The organism is Paraburkholderia lebeckiae (assembly GCF_050436225.1).
GTDB lineage: Bacteria > Pseudomonadota > Gammaproteobacteria > Burkholderiales > Burkholderiaceae > Paraburkholderia > Paraburkholderia tuberum.
Window position 1 is genome coordinate 961606 of the sequence record NZ_JBNDLU010000003.1, and the last position, 13493, is coordinate 975098.

Annotated in this window: 8 protein-coding genes; 2 read left to right on the plus strand and 6 right to left on the minus strand. The window is 67.2% G+C overall.

The window, feature by feature from the left end:
- The first annotated feature begins 138 nt into the window (after positions 1–138).
- Complete coding sequence (locus tag OKW45_RS39170) at positions 139–3432, plus strand: adenylate/guanylate cyclase domain-containing protein (RefSeq protein ID WP_429473974.1); 3294 nt, start codon at positions 139–141, stop codon at positions 3430–3432.
- Positions 3433–3452: 20 nt separating this feature from the next.
- Here the strand turns inward: OKW45_RS39170 and OKW45_RS39175 are convergent, their stop codons facing one another.
- On the minus strand, positions 3453–3758 hold the full coding sequence (locus tag OKW45_RS39175; protein WP_429473975.1) for a hypothetical protein: 306 nt from the start codon (positions 3756–3758) through the stop codon (positions 3453–3455).
- A gap of 290 nt (positions 3759–4048) precedes the next feature.
- On the opposite strand from OKW45_RS39175, the gene OKW45_RS39180 reads away from it, so the two are divergent.
- Positions 4049–4837 carry a class I SAM-dependent methyltransferase gene (locus OKW45_RS39180; protein ID WP_429473976.1) on the plus strand — a complete coding sequence of 263 codons (789 nt, stop codon included), beginning with the start codon at positions 4049–4051 and terminating at the stop codon, positions 4835–4837.
- Positions 4838–4871: 34 nt separating this feature from the next.
- Here the strand turns inward: OKW45_RS39180 and OKW45_RS39185 are convergent, their stop codons facing one another.
- The 5 genes from OKW45_RS39185 to OKW45_RS39205 are packed head-to-tail and all read right to left on the minus strand — an operon-like array spanning position 4872 to position 13479.
- Positions 4872–6431, minus strand: a complete 1560-nt coding sequence (locus OKW45_RS39185) for an efflux transporter outer membrane subunit (RefSeq protein WP_429473977.1) — start codon at positions 6429–6431, stop codon at positions 4872–4874.
- Between the two features lie 2 nt (positions 6432–6433).
- Positions 6434–9685 carry an efflux RND transporter permease subunit gene (locus tag OKW45_RS39190; RefSeq protein WP_429473978.1) on the minus strand — a complete coding sequence of 1084 codons (3252 nt, stop codon included), beginning with the start codon at positions 9683–9685 and terminating at the stop codon, positions 6434–6436.
- Positions 9682–10785, minus strand: coding sequence for an efflux RND transporter periplasmic adaptor subunit (locus OKW45_RS39195; RefSeq protein WP_429474053.1), 1104 nt, complete (start codon positions 10783–10785; stop codon positions 9682–9684). The genes OKW45_RS39190 and OKW45_RS39195 overlap by 4 nt, the downstream gene beginning before the upstream one ends.
- 2 nt (positions 10786–10787) lie before the next feature.
- Positions 10788–12458, minus strand: coding sequence for a fatty acyl-AMP ligase (locus tag OKW45_RS39200; RefSeq protein ID WP_429473979.1), 1671 nt, complete (start codon positions 12456–12458; stop codon positions 10788–10790).
- Positions 12459–12489: 31 nt separating this feature from the next.
- Complete coding sequence (locus tag OKW45_RS39205; protein WP_429473980.1) at positions 12490–13479, minus strand: fatty acid desaturase; 990 nt, start codon at positions 13477–13479, stop codon at positions 12490–12492.
- Positions 13480–13493 lie beyond the last annotated feature (14 nt).

A 13493-nucleotide genomic window follows, 5' to 3' on the forward strand; every position in this document is an offset into this window, starting at 1 on the left:
GTTATTCATCGGCCCCGTACCCGGCGTGCTCCACGCAAAGGCCGTGCAACTCCGGGCCGTTCACGCCAGCGGCCGGCACGCGCGCTATTCGTCTGAGCTTTTGCCGCGGGGCCACGCATCGGAGGCGGGGCGACGAACATGGATATCGAGAAATGGCTGCGGGACCTCGGGCTCGAGCAGTACGCCCACGCGTTCGCGGCAAACGACATCGACATGTCGCTGCTCGCGCAGCTGACCGACGTCGACCTGAAAGAGCTGGGGGTACAGTCGCTCGGCCACCGTAAGCGCATTCTGGCCGCGGCGGCAGGCGCCCTAACGGCAGCCGCGCCGCTACCGCCCCAGACGTCCGCCGACACCGACGTGCCCGCGGACGAGCGCAGGCAGGTCACGATTCTGTTCGCCGATCTCTGCGGCTACACGATGCTGTCCCGCTCGCTCGATCCCGAAGACTTGCGCGCGCTGATCGGACGCTACACGGCGCTGGTCGACGGGATCGTGCTCGCCTATGGCGGCACGATCGACAAGCACATCGGCGACGCGGTGATGGCGCTGTTCGGCGCGCCCCGCTCGCACGAGACGGACACGCTGCGCGCCGCCCGTGCCGCTCTCGACATTCACGACGGCCTGGCGCGGCTGGCCGCGCAGACCGGGCGGCCGTTGCAGGCGCATATCGGCATTGCGAGTGGCGAGGTCATCGCGGGCGCGCTGGGCCGCGCCGACGCGCAGGACTACACCGTGCATGGCGATCCGGTGAACCTGGCCGCCCGGCTCGTGGCAGCCGCGGCCGCCGGCGAGACCTGGATATCCGACGACGCGGCGCGCACGCTCGGCGACGCCGCCAGTTGCGAAGCAATCGGCGAGCGGCGCTTCAAGGGCATCGACACGCCGGTGCGGGCATGGCGGCTCGTCGCGCTTGGCAGCGAGCCCGTCAGGACGAGCCGCAGCCGCTTCGTCGGACGCGAAGCCGAGCTCGAACAGTTTCACGGCATCCTTCATGCGTGCACGGCAAGGCGAGCAGGGCATGTCGTTCATGTGCGAGGCGAAGCCGGGATCGGCAAGACGCGCCTCGTCGACGAGATGCGCCGCCATGCGCAGGCACAGGGCTTCACGCTCCATCGGACCCTCGTGCTCGATTTCGGCGTCGGCAAGGGCCAGGATCCGGTGCGGACCATCATTGGAAGCCTGCTCGGATTACCGGCTGGTGCATCGAGTGAAGCGCGGCAGGCCGCCGCCGCGCAGGTCGCGACCCAAGGTATCGTCAAGGCCGAGCAGATCGTGTTTCTGCACGACTTCCTCGATCTCCCGCAGAGCGCCGAATGGCAAACCATCTACGAGGCCATGGACCACGGCGCGCGCAAGCGCGGCAAGCAGGCGCTCGCCGTGAGGCTGACCGAGGACGCTTGCGCCCATGCGGCCACGCTCATCGTCGTCGAAGACCTGCATTGGGCCGATTCCGAAGTCATCGGTTACCTGTCGGCGTTCGCGTCAGGCATTGCCAACGGCACGGGCCTGCTGGTCACGACTTCGCGCGTGGAAGGCGATCCGATCGATGCAGGCTGGCGCGCACGTTGCCGTGACACCCCGTTCGCCACGATCGACCTCGGACCGCTTCGCAAGGACGAGGCCCTGAGCCTGGCGGGCAATTTCATCGATGCGACCCAGCGCGTCGCGCTCGCCTGCATCGAGCGCGCGGCCGGCAACCCGTTGTTTCTCGAACAACTGCTGCGCAACGCTGAAGAAGGCAGCGGCGGCAACGTGCCCGCGTCGATCCGCAGTCTCGTGCTCGCGCGGATGGACCGGCTCGCGCCCCGTGACCGCCTGGCGTTCCAGGCGGCCGCCGTGATCGGCCAGCGTTTCGACCTCGCGCTGCTGCGACAGCTGGTGGACGATCCTGGCTACGTCTGCGACGGCCTGCTCGTCAATGCACTCGTGCTGCCGGAAGGCGAGGACTTCCTGTTCGCCCACGCATTGATCCAGGAGAGCGCCTACTCGACGTTGTTGCGCGCGCGCCGCCGTGAACTTCATCTGCGCGCGGCCGAATGGTTCGCACAGAGCGATGTCACGCTGCACGCCCAGCATCTCGACCGCGCCGAAGACGAGCACGCGCCGCACGCCTACCTGGGCGCGGCGGCCGCACAGCGTGCCGCCCATCGTTTCGAAGCCGCGCTGCGGCTGGCCGAGCGCGGCATCGAAATCGCGCAGTCGGAGGCGGACCGCCATGCACTGAGCTGCTGCAAGGGCGAACTTCAGCGCGACCTGGGCGACATCGCAGGATCGATCGTGACGTATCGCACCGCACTCGCCGCCGCGGCCGACGACGCCGCCCGTTGCGACTGCCAACTCGGGCTCGCGGAAGGTCTGCGTGTCAGCGAGGGTCTCGACGAAGCACTCGGCTTACTCGCGCAAGCGCAAAAGATCGCGGAGCGAGACAACCGGCTGGCCGAGCTTGCAAGCCTCCACTATCTGCGCGGCAACATTCTCTTTCCGCTCGGCAAGATCGACGCCTGCAGCGCCGAGCATGAGCGCGGTCTTGCCTACGCGCGACGCCTCGGTCTGCCCGAGGCAGAGGCTCGCGCGCTCGGCGGCCTGGCGGATGCGGCGTATGCGCAGGGGCGCATGCGGACCGCGTTCCATCATTTCAGCGAATGCGTAGCGATGAGCCGCGAACACGGGTTCGGCCGCATCGAGGTTGCCAATCTGTCGATGCAGGGCTTCAGCCGCATTTATCTGAACGACGCGAGTCAGGCTCGCGAGGACGCAATCGCCGCCGCCCGCGCCGCCGAGTTGATCGGGCAGCCTCGCGCGCAATTGCTGGGGGAGACGCTGGGGGTGTTCGCCTGCCAGGAACTGGGCGATGCGCAGGCGGCCAGCAAGCATCTGGTGCAGGAAATGCGTGTGATCCGGCAATTGGGTGCGCGCCGCTTCGAAGCGCAGAATCTGGAGATGCAGGGTCGCCTGTTACTGGACGAAGGATGCCGTAGTGAAGCGGTGAAGGCGCTGCGCGAAGCACTCGCCATCTCACGCGAGGTAGGGACTCAGTTTTCCGGGCCAAAGGCCTTGAGCGCACTGAGCCGCGCGGTTGACGATAACGGCGAGCGTATGCGGCTACTGGCTGAAGGCGAGGCGCTGTTGCGCCTCGGCGCGGTCGGCCACAATCACCTGTGGTTTTACCGCGACGCCATCGAAGCGATGCTGGGGGCGGGCGATCCTGCTGGCATGCTGCACTACGTGGACGCACTCGAGGCCTATACACAGCGAGAACCGTTGCCGTGGTCCGAGCTTTTCGCGGCGCGTGGCCGTGCGCTCGCACTCGCGCTTCAGGCGCCGCTCAGCGAAACCACACGACATGAACTCCTGCGGCTGCGAGAGGCGCTGCAGCAGGCCGGCTTTCGCAATTACGTGAGCGCGGTCGAAGCGGCCCTTGCGGCTTGAGGCACACGCGTAGCCGATCCTCAGCGTGGCGCGGAATCGTCGTCGGGCGGGTCCTTATGGACGACCTCCATGTCGATGGTGCGGCCGTCGTCGCCGTGCGCGACCGTCTGCCGGCGCAACGCGCGCATCTTCCACCACAGATACCCGACGGCGATCGTGCCGACCGCGAACAGCACGGCGAACAGCACGATCGACAGCATCGCGGCCACCACGAACAGGATCGCGCTCAGGGCGACGGTCAGCAACCGGCCGAACCAGCCGGGGCCGCCGATCCGGATCCCTTTCTCATATGTCACCCGCCGCGGCGGCGGTCTGTCGTTTTGCATCGCTCGTCTCCCGGCCGCCGTCCGGCGGATGATGCGGGTAAGTCCTCATGCGTGGTCATTATGCAGGATGCGAACCGCTAACGTCGCCGGCGCGGCTCAGCGTATAGTCGACTGACGTGATTAAGAAGCCCACGCGTTGGCTCGTTTAACTTCGGTAGTAAGTTGCCGCTCGCCAATGCCGACAGGCGTGGTGTTTAGCGTGCAGGCCTTCTCTGTCTACCCGGTTGCACCCTGCCAGGGGACGTTATGAAATCCGCCGGTTTTCAGTTACCTCGGTTGCCCGCGTGATCATGCGACGCCTGCATCTGCTCGAAATCGAAGACCAGCCGTGGTGCCCACGGGCGATCCGTGACGGCGGGACGGACTGGCTGCATTTCCTGGCCAATACCCACAAGGGTTTCAACGTCATCGCGGGCAAGCTGCGCGAAGCGATGCGGCGGGTCGGCAACGACCGGATCGTCGATCTATGTTCGGGCGGCGGCGGCCCGTGGCAGACGCTTGCACCGTTGCTCGCGCAGTCCGGACGCGTGACGGTGCAGCTGACCGACTTCTATCCCAATCGCGCCGCGTACGAGCGCGTATCCGCCGGGGCAACCAGCCGCGTCGCCTATGTGAGCGAACCGGTGGACGCGATGGACGTGCCATCGGGATTCGACGGCGTGCGCACGATGTTCAACGCTTTCCACCATTTCCGGCCGGACGATGCGCGGGCGATCCTCGCCGACGCGGTGACGAAGCGCCGCGCGATCGTCATCGTCGAAGGTGCCGACCACCGGCTGCTCGGTGTTGTGTTCATCCTGGTGATGCCGCTGATGATGCTCGCGCTGACTCCGCTGATCCGACCGTTTCGCTGGTCGCGACTAGCGCTCACTTATGTGCTGCCGGCTATCCCGCTGCTGTGTCTGTTCGACGGCATCGTGTCGATGCTGCGCATCTATAACCCCGACGAATTGCATGAGATGGTGGCGAGTATCCCGGACCAGCAGAGCTTCGAATGGGACATCGGCACACTGCCGGTGCAGGGCTCGCCGATCGGTCTGACTTACCTTGTGGGCGTTCCACGGGGACGCGCCGACTGAACGCAAGCGGGCGCCGTCGGCAGCGGCGGGCCGATCACTTGCCGGCCAGATGGTCAGGTGTCTGGTTGCTGCCCGCCGGCAGCTCGCCCATCGCCTGAAACAGCGTCGCCGTATCGGCCAGGCGCCGGCCGATCAGGCGGATTTCTTCGAGCCTCGCTGCTTCGTACTGCTGCTCGCCGCCGCGGGCGGATGCAGCGGGCAGCGCGCCGAGCCGGTGACGTGACGTGGCATCGTCGAACGCCTCGCGTGCCTCACGGGCAGCGCCGCTCGCGGCGTCGAGCGCCTGCGCGTCGTGTTCGAGCGACGCAAGCGTGTCCGCGACGTTTTCGAACGCCGCCAGCACGGTCTGCTTGTACTCGAACACGGCGGCCTCGTAGGTGTCGATTGCCGCGCGCCGCTGGGCGACGAGCGCGCCGCCATGAAAAAGCGCCTGCGACATCGTCGCGGCGATGCTCCAGATCGCGCCTGCGCCCGACAGCGCGAGCGGCCAGTTGAAGCCGCCTTGTCCCATCGAAGCGTTCAGCGTCAGGCTCGGAAACAGCTGTGCCGTCGCGACGCCGACGTCGTCTGCGGCGGCTTTCAGCGCCGACTCGGCGGCCGCGATATCGGGCCGCGCGCGCAACAGGTCCGATGGCAGCACGACGGGCAGGTCCTGCGGCAAGTGCAGGCTCGCCAGTTCGGGCTCGGGCGGCGCCGCGTCGGGCGTGCGGCCGAGCAGCACCGCAAGCGCATGTCTCGTCACCGTCAGCCGTTGCCGCAGATCGGCCACGCTGACCTCGAGCGCGGCGATGCCTTGCCGGGCAGTCGACACGTCGCCGCGCGTCAGCGATCCGAGTTCGTAATGCCGTTCGGTATCGTGAGCCTGATCGCCCGCAAGCGCGATCAATCGCTCGGTCGCGTTGATCTCGGCGCGCAACATCGCCGCCACGATCGTCGCCGTGACGATGTTGGTGGCCAATGCGCGGCGCGCGGCTTCGCGTTGATACGCGTCGATCTCGACACGCGCTGATCGGGCCGCGTTGGCTTTACGCACCGCGCCGAACAGATCGAACGTATATTGCGCCTGGACTACGCCGATGAACTCGTTGTAAAGCAGCGTGTTCGGGCCGCCGGGGACCGGAATGCCGAGATCGCGCCCGCGCGAGGCCTGCCCCACCAAATCGACCGACGGCAGCAGCGAGGCGCCGATCTGCGCCCGCAGTTGTTCGTGCGCGGCGGCCAGGTGCTTGTCGGCGGCAGCGAGGGTCGGGCTGTTGCGCAAACCTTCTTCGACGAGGTCATTCAACGCTGTCGATTCGAACAGCCGCCACCATTGCGGCACAGGCTGCGCGCCGGTGCTGAAGTGCTGCGCGACACCGAGCGCGGCGACCGTTTGCGCGGGCTGAGGCTCGACGCCGTAATGGGCGGGAGAGGGCATCGCGGGCGGCTCGCCGCCCGGACCGAACGAGCATGCGCCAAGCGCGATCGTCGCGGCCGCGCCGAACGCCGCGCGCCAACCGTGGATCGCCGCTGCCCGCGCTCGACCCGGCGCGCCAGTGAAATGCGGCGCGCTCGCGAGCGCCGGCCCGTCGACGGGGTTGCAGTCTGTGCCCACGATCAGCTCCACGTATATTCGATTGTCGGGGTCGCGGTTCGCACACCGCGTTCGAAGTGCCGCACCTTGAACGCGGTCGCGTACAGCGCGGGAACGAAGAACAGCGTCAACACCGTGGCGCCCGTGATGCCGCCCATCAGTGCGGTCGCCATCGGTCCGAAGAAGGCCGATTGCAGCAGCGGGATCAGCGCGAGCACGGCTGCCGCGGCGGTCAGCATGATCGGGCGGAAGCGCCGGACCGTGGCACCGACGATCGCATCGAAGCGCCCCTGGCCCGCGGCGATGTTGCGTTCGATCTGATCGACCAGAATCACCGAGTTGCGCATGATGATGCCGGACATCGCAATGACGCCGAGCATCGCCACGAAGCCGAACGGCTTGCCGAACAGCAGCAGTGCTGCGACCACGCCGATGAGCCCCAGCGGCGCGGTGAGCAAGACCATCAGCACGCGCGCGAAGCTGCGCAGTTGAATCATCAGCAGCGTCAGCACCACGACGAGCATCAGCGGAAGCTGCGCGATCACCGACGCCTGCGCCTTGCCGCTGATCTCGCCCGCGCCGCCGGTCTCGATCCGGTAGCCAATCGGCAGCGACGCGCGTAGCGGCGCGAGCGTCCGATCGATCGCCTGGGTCACGTCGATATCCAACGCGTTGCCGCGCACGTCGGCCTGGACCGTGATCGTCGGTTGACGGTCGCGGTCCCAGATCACCGCGTATTCGAGTTCGTTGTTGAGGTGGGCGAGCGCACCGAGCGGCACCGGGCCGTTCGGCGTCGGCATCGCGAGGTTCACGATCTCGTCGGGGTCGACCCGCTCGCGCTGGGGCGCGCGCAGATCGACGCTGATCAAGCGGTCGCGGACCCGGTACTGCGTGAACGTATAGCCCGACAGCGTCATTGCGAGGAAGCTCGCCACGTCTTCCGAGGTGACGCCGAGCTCGCGCGCCTTCTGCTGATCGATCTCGAAGCGCACCGAGCGTTCGCCGGGTTCGTCCCAGTCGAAATGGACGCCCGTTGTGCGGGCATCGGCTTTCATCGTCGCCGCGACCTTTTCCGCGATCTCCCGCACGGTGGCGAGGTCGCTTCCGCTGACGCGAAACTGCACCGGATAGCCGACCGAGGGGCCCGTCTGGAGCGGCGAAACGCGCGCGCGCACGGCGGGAAAGCTGTTTGGCAGCGTGCTCGCGAGCCAGCGTTCCAGCTTTGCGCGGTCGTCGACGGACTTCGCGGTGATCACGAGCTGCGCGAAGTTGGGCTGGGGCAACTGCACGTCGAGCGGAAGGTAGAAGCGCGGTGCGCCCGCGCCGACGAAGTCGACCAGATGATCGATCTCGGGCCGGCCGGCCAGCGTCTTTTCGAGGCGCGCGGCTTCGCGCAGCGTCGCTTCGAACGACGCGCCTTCGGGCAGCCGCATGTCGACGAGCAGTTCAGGCCGCTCGGAGCTCGGGAAGAACTGTTGCGGCACGAGCGCGAAGCCGGCCAACGCGGCAACGAACAAGGCGGCCGTGACGCCGAGCACGACGAGGCGCCGCTTCACGCACCACGCGATGCAGTCGCGCAGGCGGTCATGAAAGCGGGTGGCGCGCGGCGCCGCCACCGGGGTCCGGCGCGTCTGCGCGTCGTCGCGCCGGCGGAGCTTGCGAAGCGCGCGCCGAGGCGTCTCGCGTGCGGTGTCCTTGCGTTCGGGTAGCAGGTGATAGCCGAGCAACGGAATCAGCATGACCGCCGCGAACCACGAAGCGATCAGCGCAATCGCGGACACCTGAAAGATCGAGCGCGTGTATTCGCCGGTGGCCGATTTCGCCAGCGCGATCGGCAGGAATCCCGCCACCGTGACGAGGGTTCCCGTCAGCATCGGAAATGCGGTACTGCTGTAGGCGAACGCCGCGGCCCTCGCGCGGCCCCAGCCCTGCTCGAGCTTCACGGCCATCATCTCGACCGCGATGATCGCATCGTCGACGAGCAGGCCCAGCGCGAGGACCAGCGTGCCGAGCGAGATCTTGTGCAGGCCGATGTCGAAGCCGTTCATGCATAGCGCGGTGACCGCGAGCACGACCGGGATCGAGATCGCCACCACCACGCCGGCGCGCCAGCCCAGTGAGATGAGGCTCACGGCCAGCACGATCACGATGGCTTCGGCGGCGGCCCGCAGAAAACCGTTGACCGAATGCGAGACCGCGTGCGGCATGCTCGACACCTCGACGAGTTCGAGCCCAGCGGGCAGACGCGCACGCAATTCCGCTGTCTGCGCATCGAGCCGCTTGCCGAGCTGAATCACATCGCCGCCAGCCTGCATCGTGATGCCGATGGCGAGCACCGCGCGGCCGTGGGTGCGAACCTGCGAGACCGGCGGATCGTCGTAGCCGCGCCTGATCGTGGCAATGTCGCCGAGACGAACCAGGCGGTGATTGATGTCGATCAGCGTGTCGGCCATCGCCTTCAGGTCGGTGAACTGGCCGCTCGGACGCACGTACACGCGGTCGAACGCGGTGGTCAGCGTGCCGCTCGGCGTGACCGCGTTTTGCGCGTTGATCGCCCGCGCGAGCTGTTGCGGCGTGATACTGAGCCGCGTCAATTGCGCGTTGGGAATCTCGATCGTGATGTGCTCGTCGGGGTCGCCGAAATAATCGACTTTTGCGACCCCGGGCACGCGCAGCAGCACGCCGCGCAGTTCGTCGGCATAGTCGTGCAATTGCGCCGGCGAGAACCCGTCGCCGGCGAGCGTATAGATGTTCGTGTAGACGTCGCCGAACTCGTCGTCGAAGTAGGGCCCCCGCACGCCGGGCGGAAGCGTATCCGCGATGTCGGCCATCTTCTTGCGTACCTGGTACCACGTCTCGCGCACTTCGTTCACCGGCGCGGAGTCTTTCATCGTGAAGACGATCAGCGATTCGCCGGGACGCGAGTAGCTGCGCAGATAGTCGAGATGAGGCGTTTCCTGCAGCTTGCGGCCGATCCGGTCGGTCACCTGCTCCTCGACCTGGCGTGCGGTCGCGCCGGGCCAGAAGGTCCGGATCACCATCGCGCGGAACGTGAACGGCGGGTCCTCGGATTGTCCGAGCCGGGAATAGGCGAGCACACCGAACAGCGTCGCGAGCACGACGGCGAAGATGACCAGCGCCTGGTTGCGGATCGCCCACGCGGACAGATTGAAGCGGCCGGTATCGTCCGCTGCCGGCCGCCGCGGTCCGCCCGCTCCACCGGGTCCGCCGGGTCCGCCCGCTCCGTCGGGTCCCTGACCGAACTGCGCTCTCATGATGCGAAGTCCTCGGGATGCAACGGCGCTACCGCGCGCACGGTTTCGCCCGCGCTGACGGTATGCACCCCTTGCAGCACGACACGCTCGCCGTCGTTGAGGCCTCGCGCGACCGAGATCGTGCGGTCGTCGTAGCGGCCAACCTGGACCCGGCGCAGTTCCAGCGCCTGGTCGCCCGGCCGAACGACCCAGACGGCCGGCGCGTTGCCGTCGTGAAAGAGCGCGCTGGCGGGCAGCGTGATCGGGTCGTCCGCTTGCGCCTCGCCGGCCGCGGCGAACGTGACGGTGGCCGTCATGCCGAGGCGGACCTCGGGGCCTGGCGCATCGAGCGTCAGTTTCGCGCGATAGGTGCGGCTGCCGGGGTCCGCGGCCGGCGACAGCTCCCGCACGTGTGCCGTGAAGCGTCTGCCCGTGGCGGCCGGCAGCGAGACGCTGGCCGCGCTGCCGATCGCCAGCGCGTTCAGCAGACTCTCGGGCACGTCGCAGAGAATATCGACCTCGCCGGACCAGGCGAGATGGTAGACCGCTTGTCCCGCCGCGACGTTCTGCCCGGTATCGGCGTCTTCGGCGGTGATGACGCCGGCATGGTCCGCCGTGAGGACCGTGTACTGCGTCTGATTCTTCAGCAGCGCGAACTGTTGTAGCGCCTGATCGCGCTGCGCGGCGGCCGCCACATACGCATCCTGGGTCTGCTCGAGCTGCGCTGTCGAGATCAGCTGTTCCTGCGCCTGCGCCCGGTCGCGATCGAGTTGCTGCTCGGCGAAGGCGAGCCGATGCTGCGCCGCCATCAATTGGGCCTGCGCGCTCGCGAGGCTGCGTTGCGCGTCGTCGGCATCGAGCCGCGCGATCGCCTGGCCGGCCGTGACCGTATCGCCGAGCCGCACCTTCCGCTCGATCAGCTTGCCCGCGATGCGAAACGACAGCGGCGTCGCATAGCGCGCGTTGACTTCGCCCGGCAGCGTCGCGAGCACGGGCTTGCTGTCCCGATGCACGACCACGGCGATGACCGGGCGCGGCAGCGTCACCTCGGCTTCTTTCGCGTGACAGGCGGCGAGCGTGAGCGCGCCCGACACCGTCAGCATGATCTCGCGCCAGCGCATGCTCACGAGTGTTCCTCCAGCTCGCCGGCTTCGAACTGTGCCTTGGTCCGGCGGCGCTGCACCTTGCCGCTCGAGGTCCGCGGCAAGCTGCCCGCCTGCACGATCGCAACGTGACCGACCTGCAGGCCCGCGCATTCGGCGACCTTATGCGCGATCGCACGCCGCAGCGCCGTGGCCTCCGCCGGCTTGCCCTCGGCACAGACGACCAGTGTCTCGTCGCCGTCGCGCATCACGCTGAACGCGATGACACCGCGGCTTTGCACGCTCGGCAACTCGGCCACCGCCCATTCGATGTCCTGCGGATAGAGGTTCGAGCCGTGAATGACGATCAGGTCCTTGCTGCGGCCGCAGATGTAGAGCTGGTCGCCGGCGAGGTAGCCGAGATCGCCGGTCTGCAGCCAGCCGTCGCGGTACGCGTCGGCGCTCGCGTCGGCCTGGCCGTAATAGCCCACGGTGATGCTGGGCCCGCGCGTGACGATTTCGCCGACGCAGCGTTCGGACAACACTCGCCCGGATTCGTCGACGATCCGCAACTCGTGGCCGGGAAAGCAATGGCCGCAGCCGACCAGTTCGATCGTGCGTAAGCCGTTGTCACGCGCAGCCGGTATCGCTCGACCAAGCCCCAGCGCGGCCGCGTAGACGACATCGGTGACGAGCGGCTGGCCGTGGTCGTGAAACGTGATCGCGAGCGTTGCTTCGGCCATCCCGTAGCACGGTAGCAGCGCTTCGGCACGAAAACCGGCCGGCTCGAAGCGCGCGCAGAACTGGCGCAGCGCTTGCGCGTTGATCGGCTCGGCACCGCAGCCGGCGACGCGCAGCCGCCGCAGATCGAGGCCATCGAGGTCCTGGTCGCGGGTACGGCGAGCGGCGAGCGCGTACGCGAAGTTCGGCGCGAAGCTGATGGTGCCGCGATATTTCGTGATCGCCTCCATCCAGAGGCCGGGCCGGCGCACGAACGCTTCGGTTGCCAGCAGCACGCACGGCAAGTCGCAGATCAGCGCGCCGAGCACGCTGATGAGCCCCATGTCGTGGTGCAGCGGCAGCCAGCTGACATAGACGTCCTGCTCGCGCAGATCGATGCCGCGGGGTCCGAGGAACGCTGTCGCATTCGCGACCAGATTGCGATGCGTGACCATCACGCCTTTCGGCAGCGACGTGCTGCCCGACGTGTATTGCAGGAAGCACAGGTCATCGGGATGCAGCGTGGGCAAATCGCACGCGGGCGACTCGCCGTCGAGCAGCGCTTCAACGGTCACGATACGTTCGAGGCCGGTGTCGACGGCGAGCACGTCCTCGATGGTCTCTCTTGTCGAGTTCGACGTGAGCAGCATCCGGGCGCCTGCCGAGCGGACGATGTGACTGACGGTTTCGGCGTAACGTGTGCGGGTCCTGAAGTTCAGGCTTCCGCGCGGAAATATCGGTACCGGGACGAGACCGGCGAACGAGGCGCCGAGGAAGCTCAGGATGAACGCTTCCGGGTCGAGGACCACGAGCGCGACGCGGTCGCCCTTGTTCAGCCCCAGTGCCACGAGCTTTTTCGCGTGGTTGCGCGCCTCGCGTTCGAGCGCCTCGTAAGGATAGTAGTGCTCGTCGCCGTGCGCGGAGACAAAGCGAAGGCCTCGAGCGTCGCCGCGCGGCAGCGCTGCAACGGCATCGACTAGCGTCTGGTTCATGGTGACGGGTCCCCGGTCAATTAATCGAGATTCAGCGATCGAGCGAAGCAACGGGCGTCCAGTCGCGGATCGGCTGCAGACGGCGGCGCAGCAGCGCGATCACCTCGTCGTCGCTGCGCACCGGCGCGCCCGGCAAGCGCACGAAATGCGTGGCGAGCTTGCGGTGCTGGCGCGTGACGAGCAGCAGCCAGATCTGCGCGATGTCGATGCGATCGAACACGACCGCGTCCTCGCGACCGTACTTCTCGAGGTTCACCGCGAATTCCTTCGTGAGCTCGCTGAAGTGCGTGCCTTTGCGGACGTGGTGGTAGATGTGATAACCGGCGTTGAAGACGCGCGCATTGAAACGCGAGTCGATCGTATTGGTGCTGCTCGTGTACGGGTTGTCAGGCTGATCGGGGTCGATGAACGCGTGCTGGACCCAGTTGCCGATCATCATCATCAGCCGCACGAACACGAACGGAAACACGAACACGACGAGCGTCGCCCGCAGGTTCCAGTACGCGGCGGCGGCAACCGCCGCGTAGAACGCGACCTCACCCACGAGCAGTTGCCTGATCAGCTTCGTATTGCGCGAGCGCCACAGATAGACGGACAGATCGAGCGGCACCAGCGCGGCGAAGCGCAGGTAGTAGTGCAGAAAGCCGATGACGCTATCGCGCTGAAACCGCATCGTGGAGCTCAGGTCGCGTGGCAGGTTGTCGTCGATGTGATGCATGCCCATGTGATGGACATAGAACGTGCCCGGCGTCTGACCGAAGAACGGACACAGCACCCAGTCGAGCAGGATTTCGAGCGCCCGGTACTGCTTCCTGAAGAGCCGCCGATGCAGCGTGCAGTGGTAGCTCATCGTGAAACGGTCGCCGAACGCGTTCCAGACGAGCACGTATGCAACGCCCAGCCACCAGGGAAAGCGGCCGAGCCAATACAGCACGGCTGCGGCGGGAATGAATATCAGCGCGCACTGGAGGTAGAGCCGCAGATGCGGCAGGTCGCGACGATCGTTGAGCAGGCGGTACATGGTGGTTTCCTTCA

Excerpts from the sequence above, each read along its gene's own strand:
- OKW45_RS39170 (WP_429473974.1), top strand. The coding sequence starts at position 139 with ATGGATATCGAGAAATGGCTGCGGGACCTCGGGCTCGAGCAGTACGCC.
- OKW45_RS39175 (WP_429473975.1), bottom strand. The coding sequence starts at position 3,758 with ATGCAAAACGACAGACCGCCGCCGCGGCGGGTGACATATGAGAAAGGG.
- OKW45_RS39180 (WP_429473976.1), top strand. The coding sequence starts at position 4,049 with ATGCGACGCCTGCATCTGCTCGAAATCGAAGACCAGCCGTGGTGCCCA.
- OKW45_RS39190 (WP_429473978.1), bottom strand. The coding sequence starts at position 9,685 with ATGAGAGCGCAGTTCGGTCAGGGACCCGACGGAGCGGGCGGACCCGGC.
- OKW45_RS39195 (WP_429474053.1), bottom strand. The coding sequence starts at position 10,785 with ATGCGCTGGCGCGAGATCATGCTGACGGTGTCGGGCGCGCTCACGCTC.
- OKW45_RS39200 (WP_429473979.1), bottom strand. The coding sequence starts at position 12,458 with ATGAACCAGACGCTAGTCGATGCCGTTGCAGCGCTGCCGCGCGGCGAC.
- OKW45_RS39205 (WP_429473980.1), bottom strand. The coding sequence starts at position 13,479 with ATGTACCGCCTGCTCAACGATCGTCGCGACCTGCCGCATCTGCGGCTC.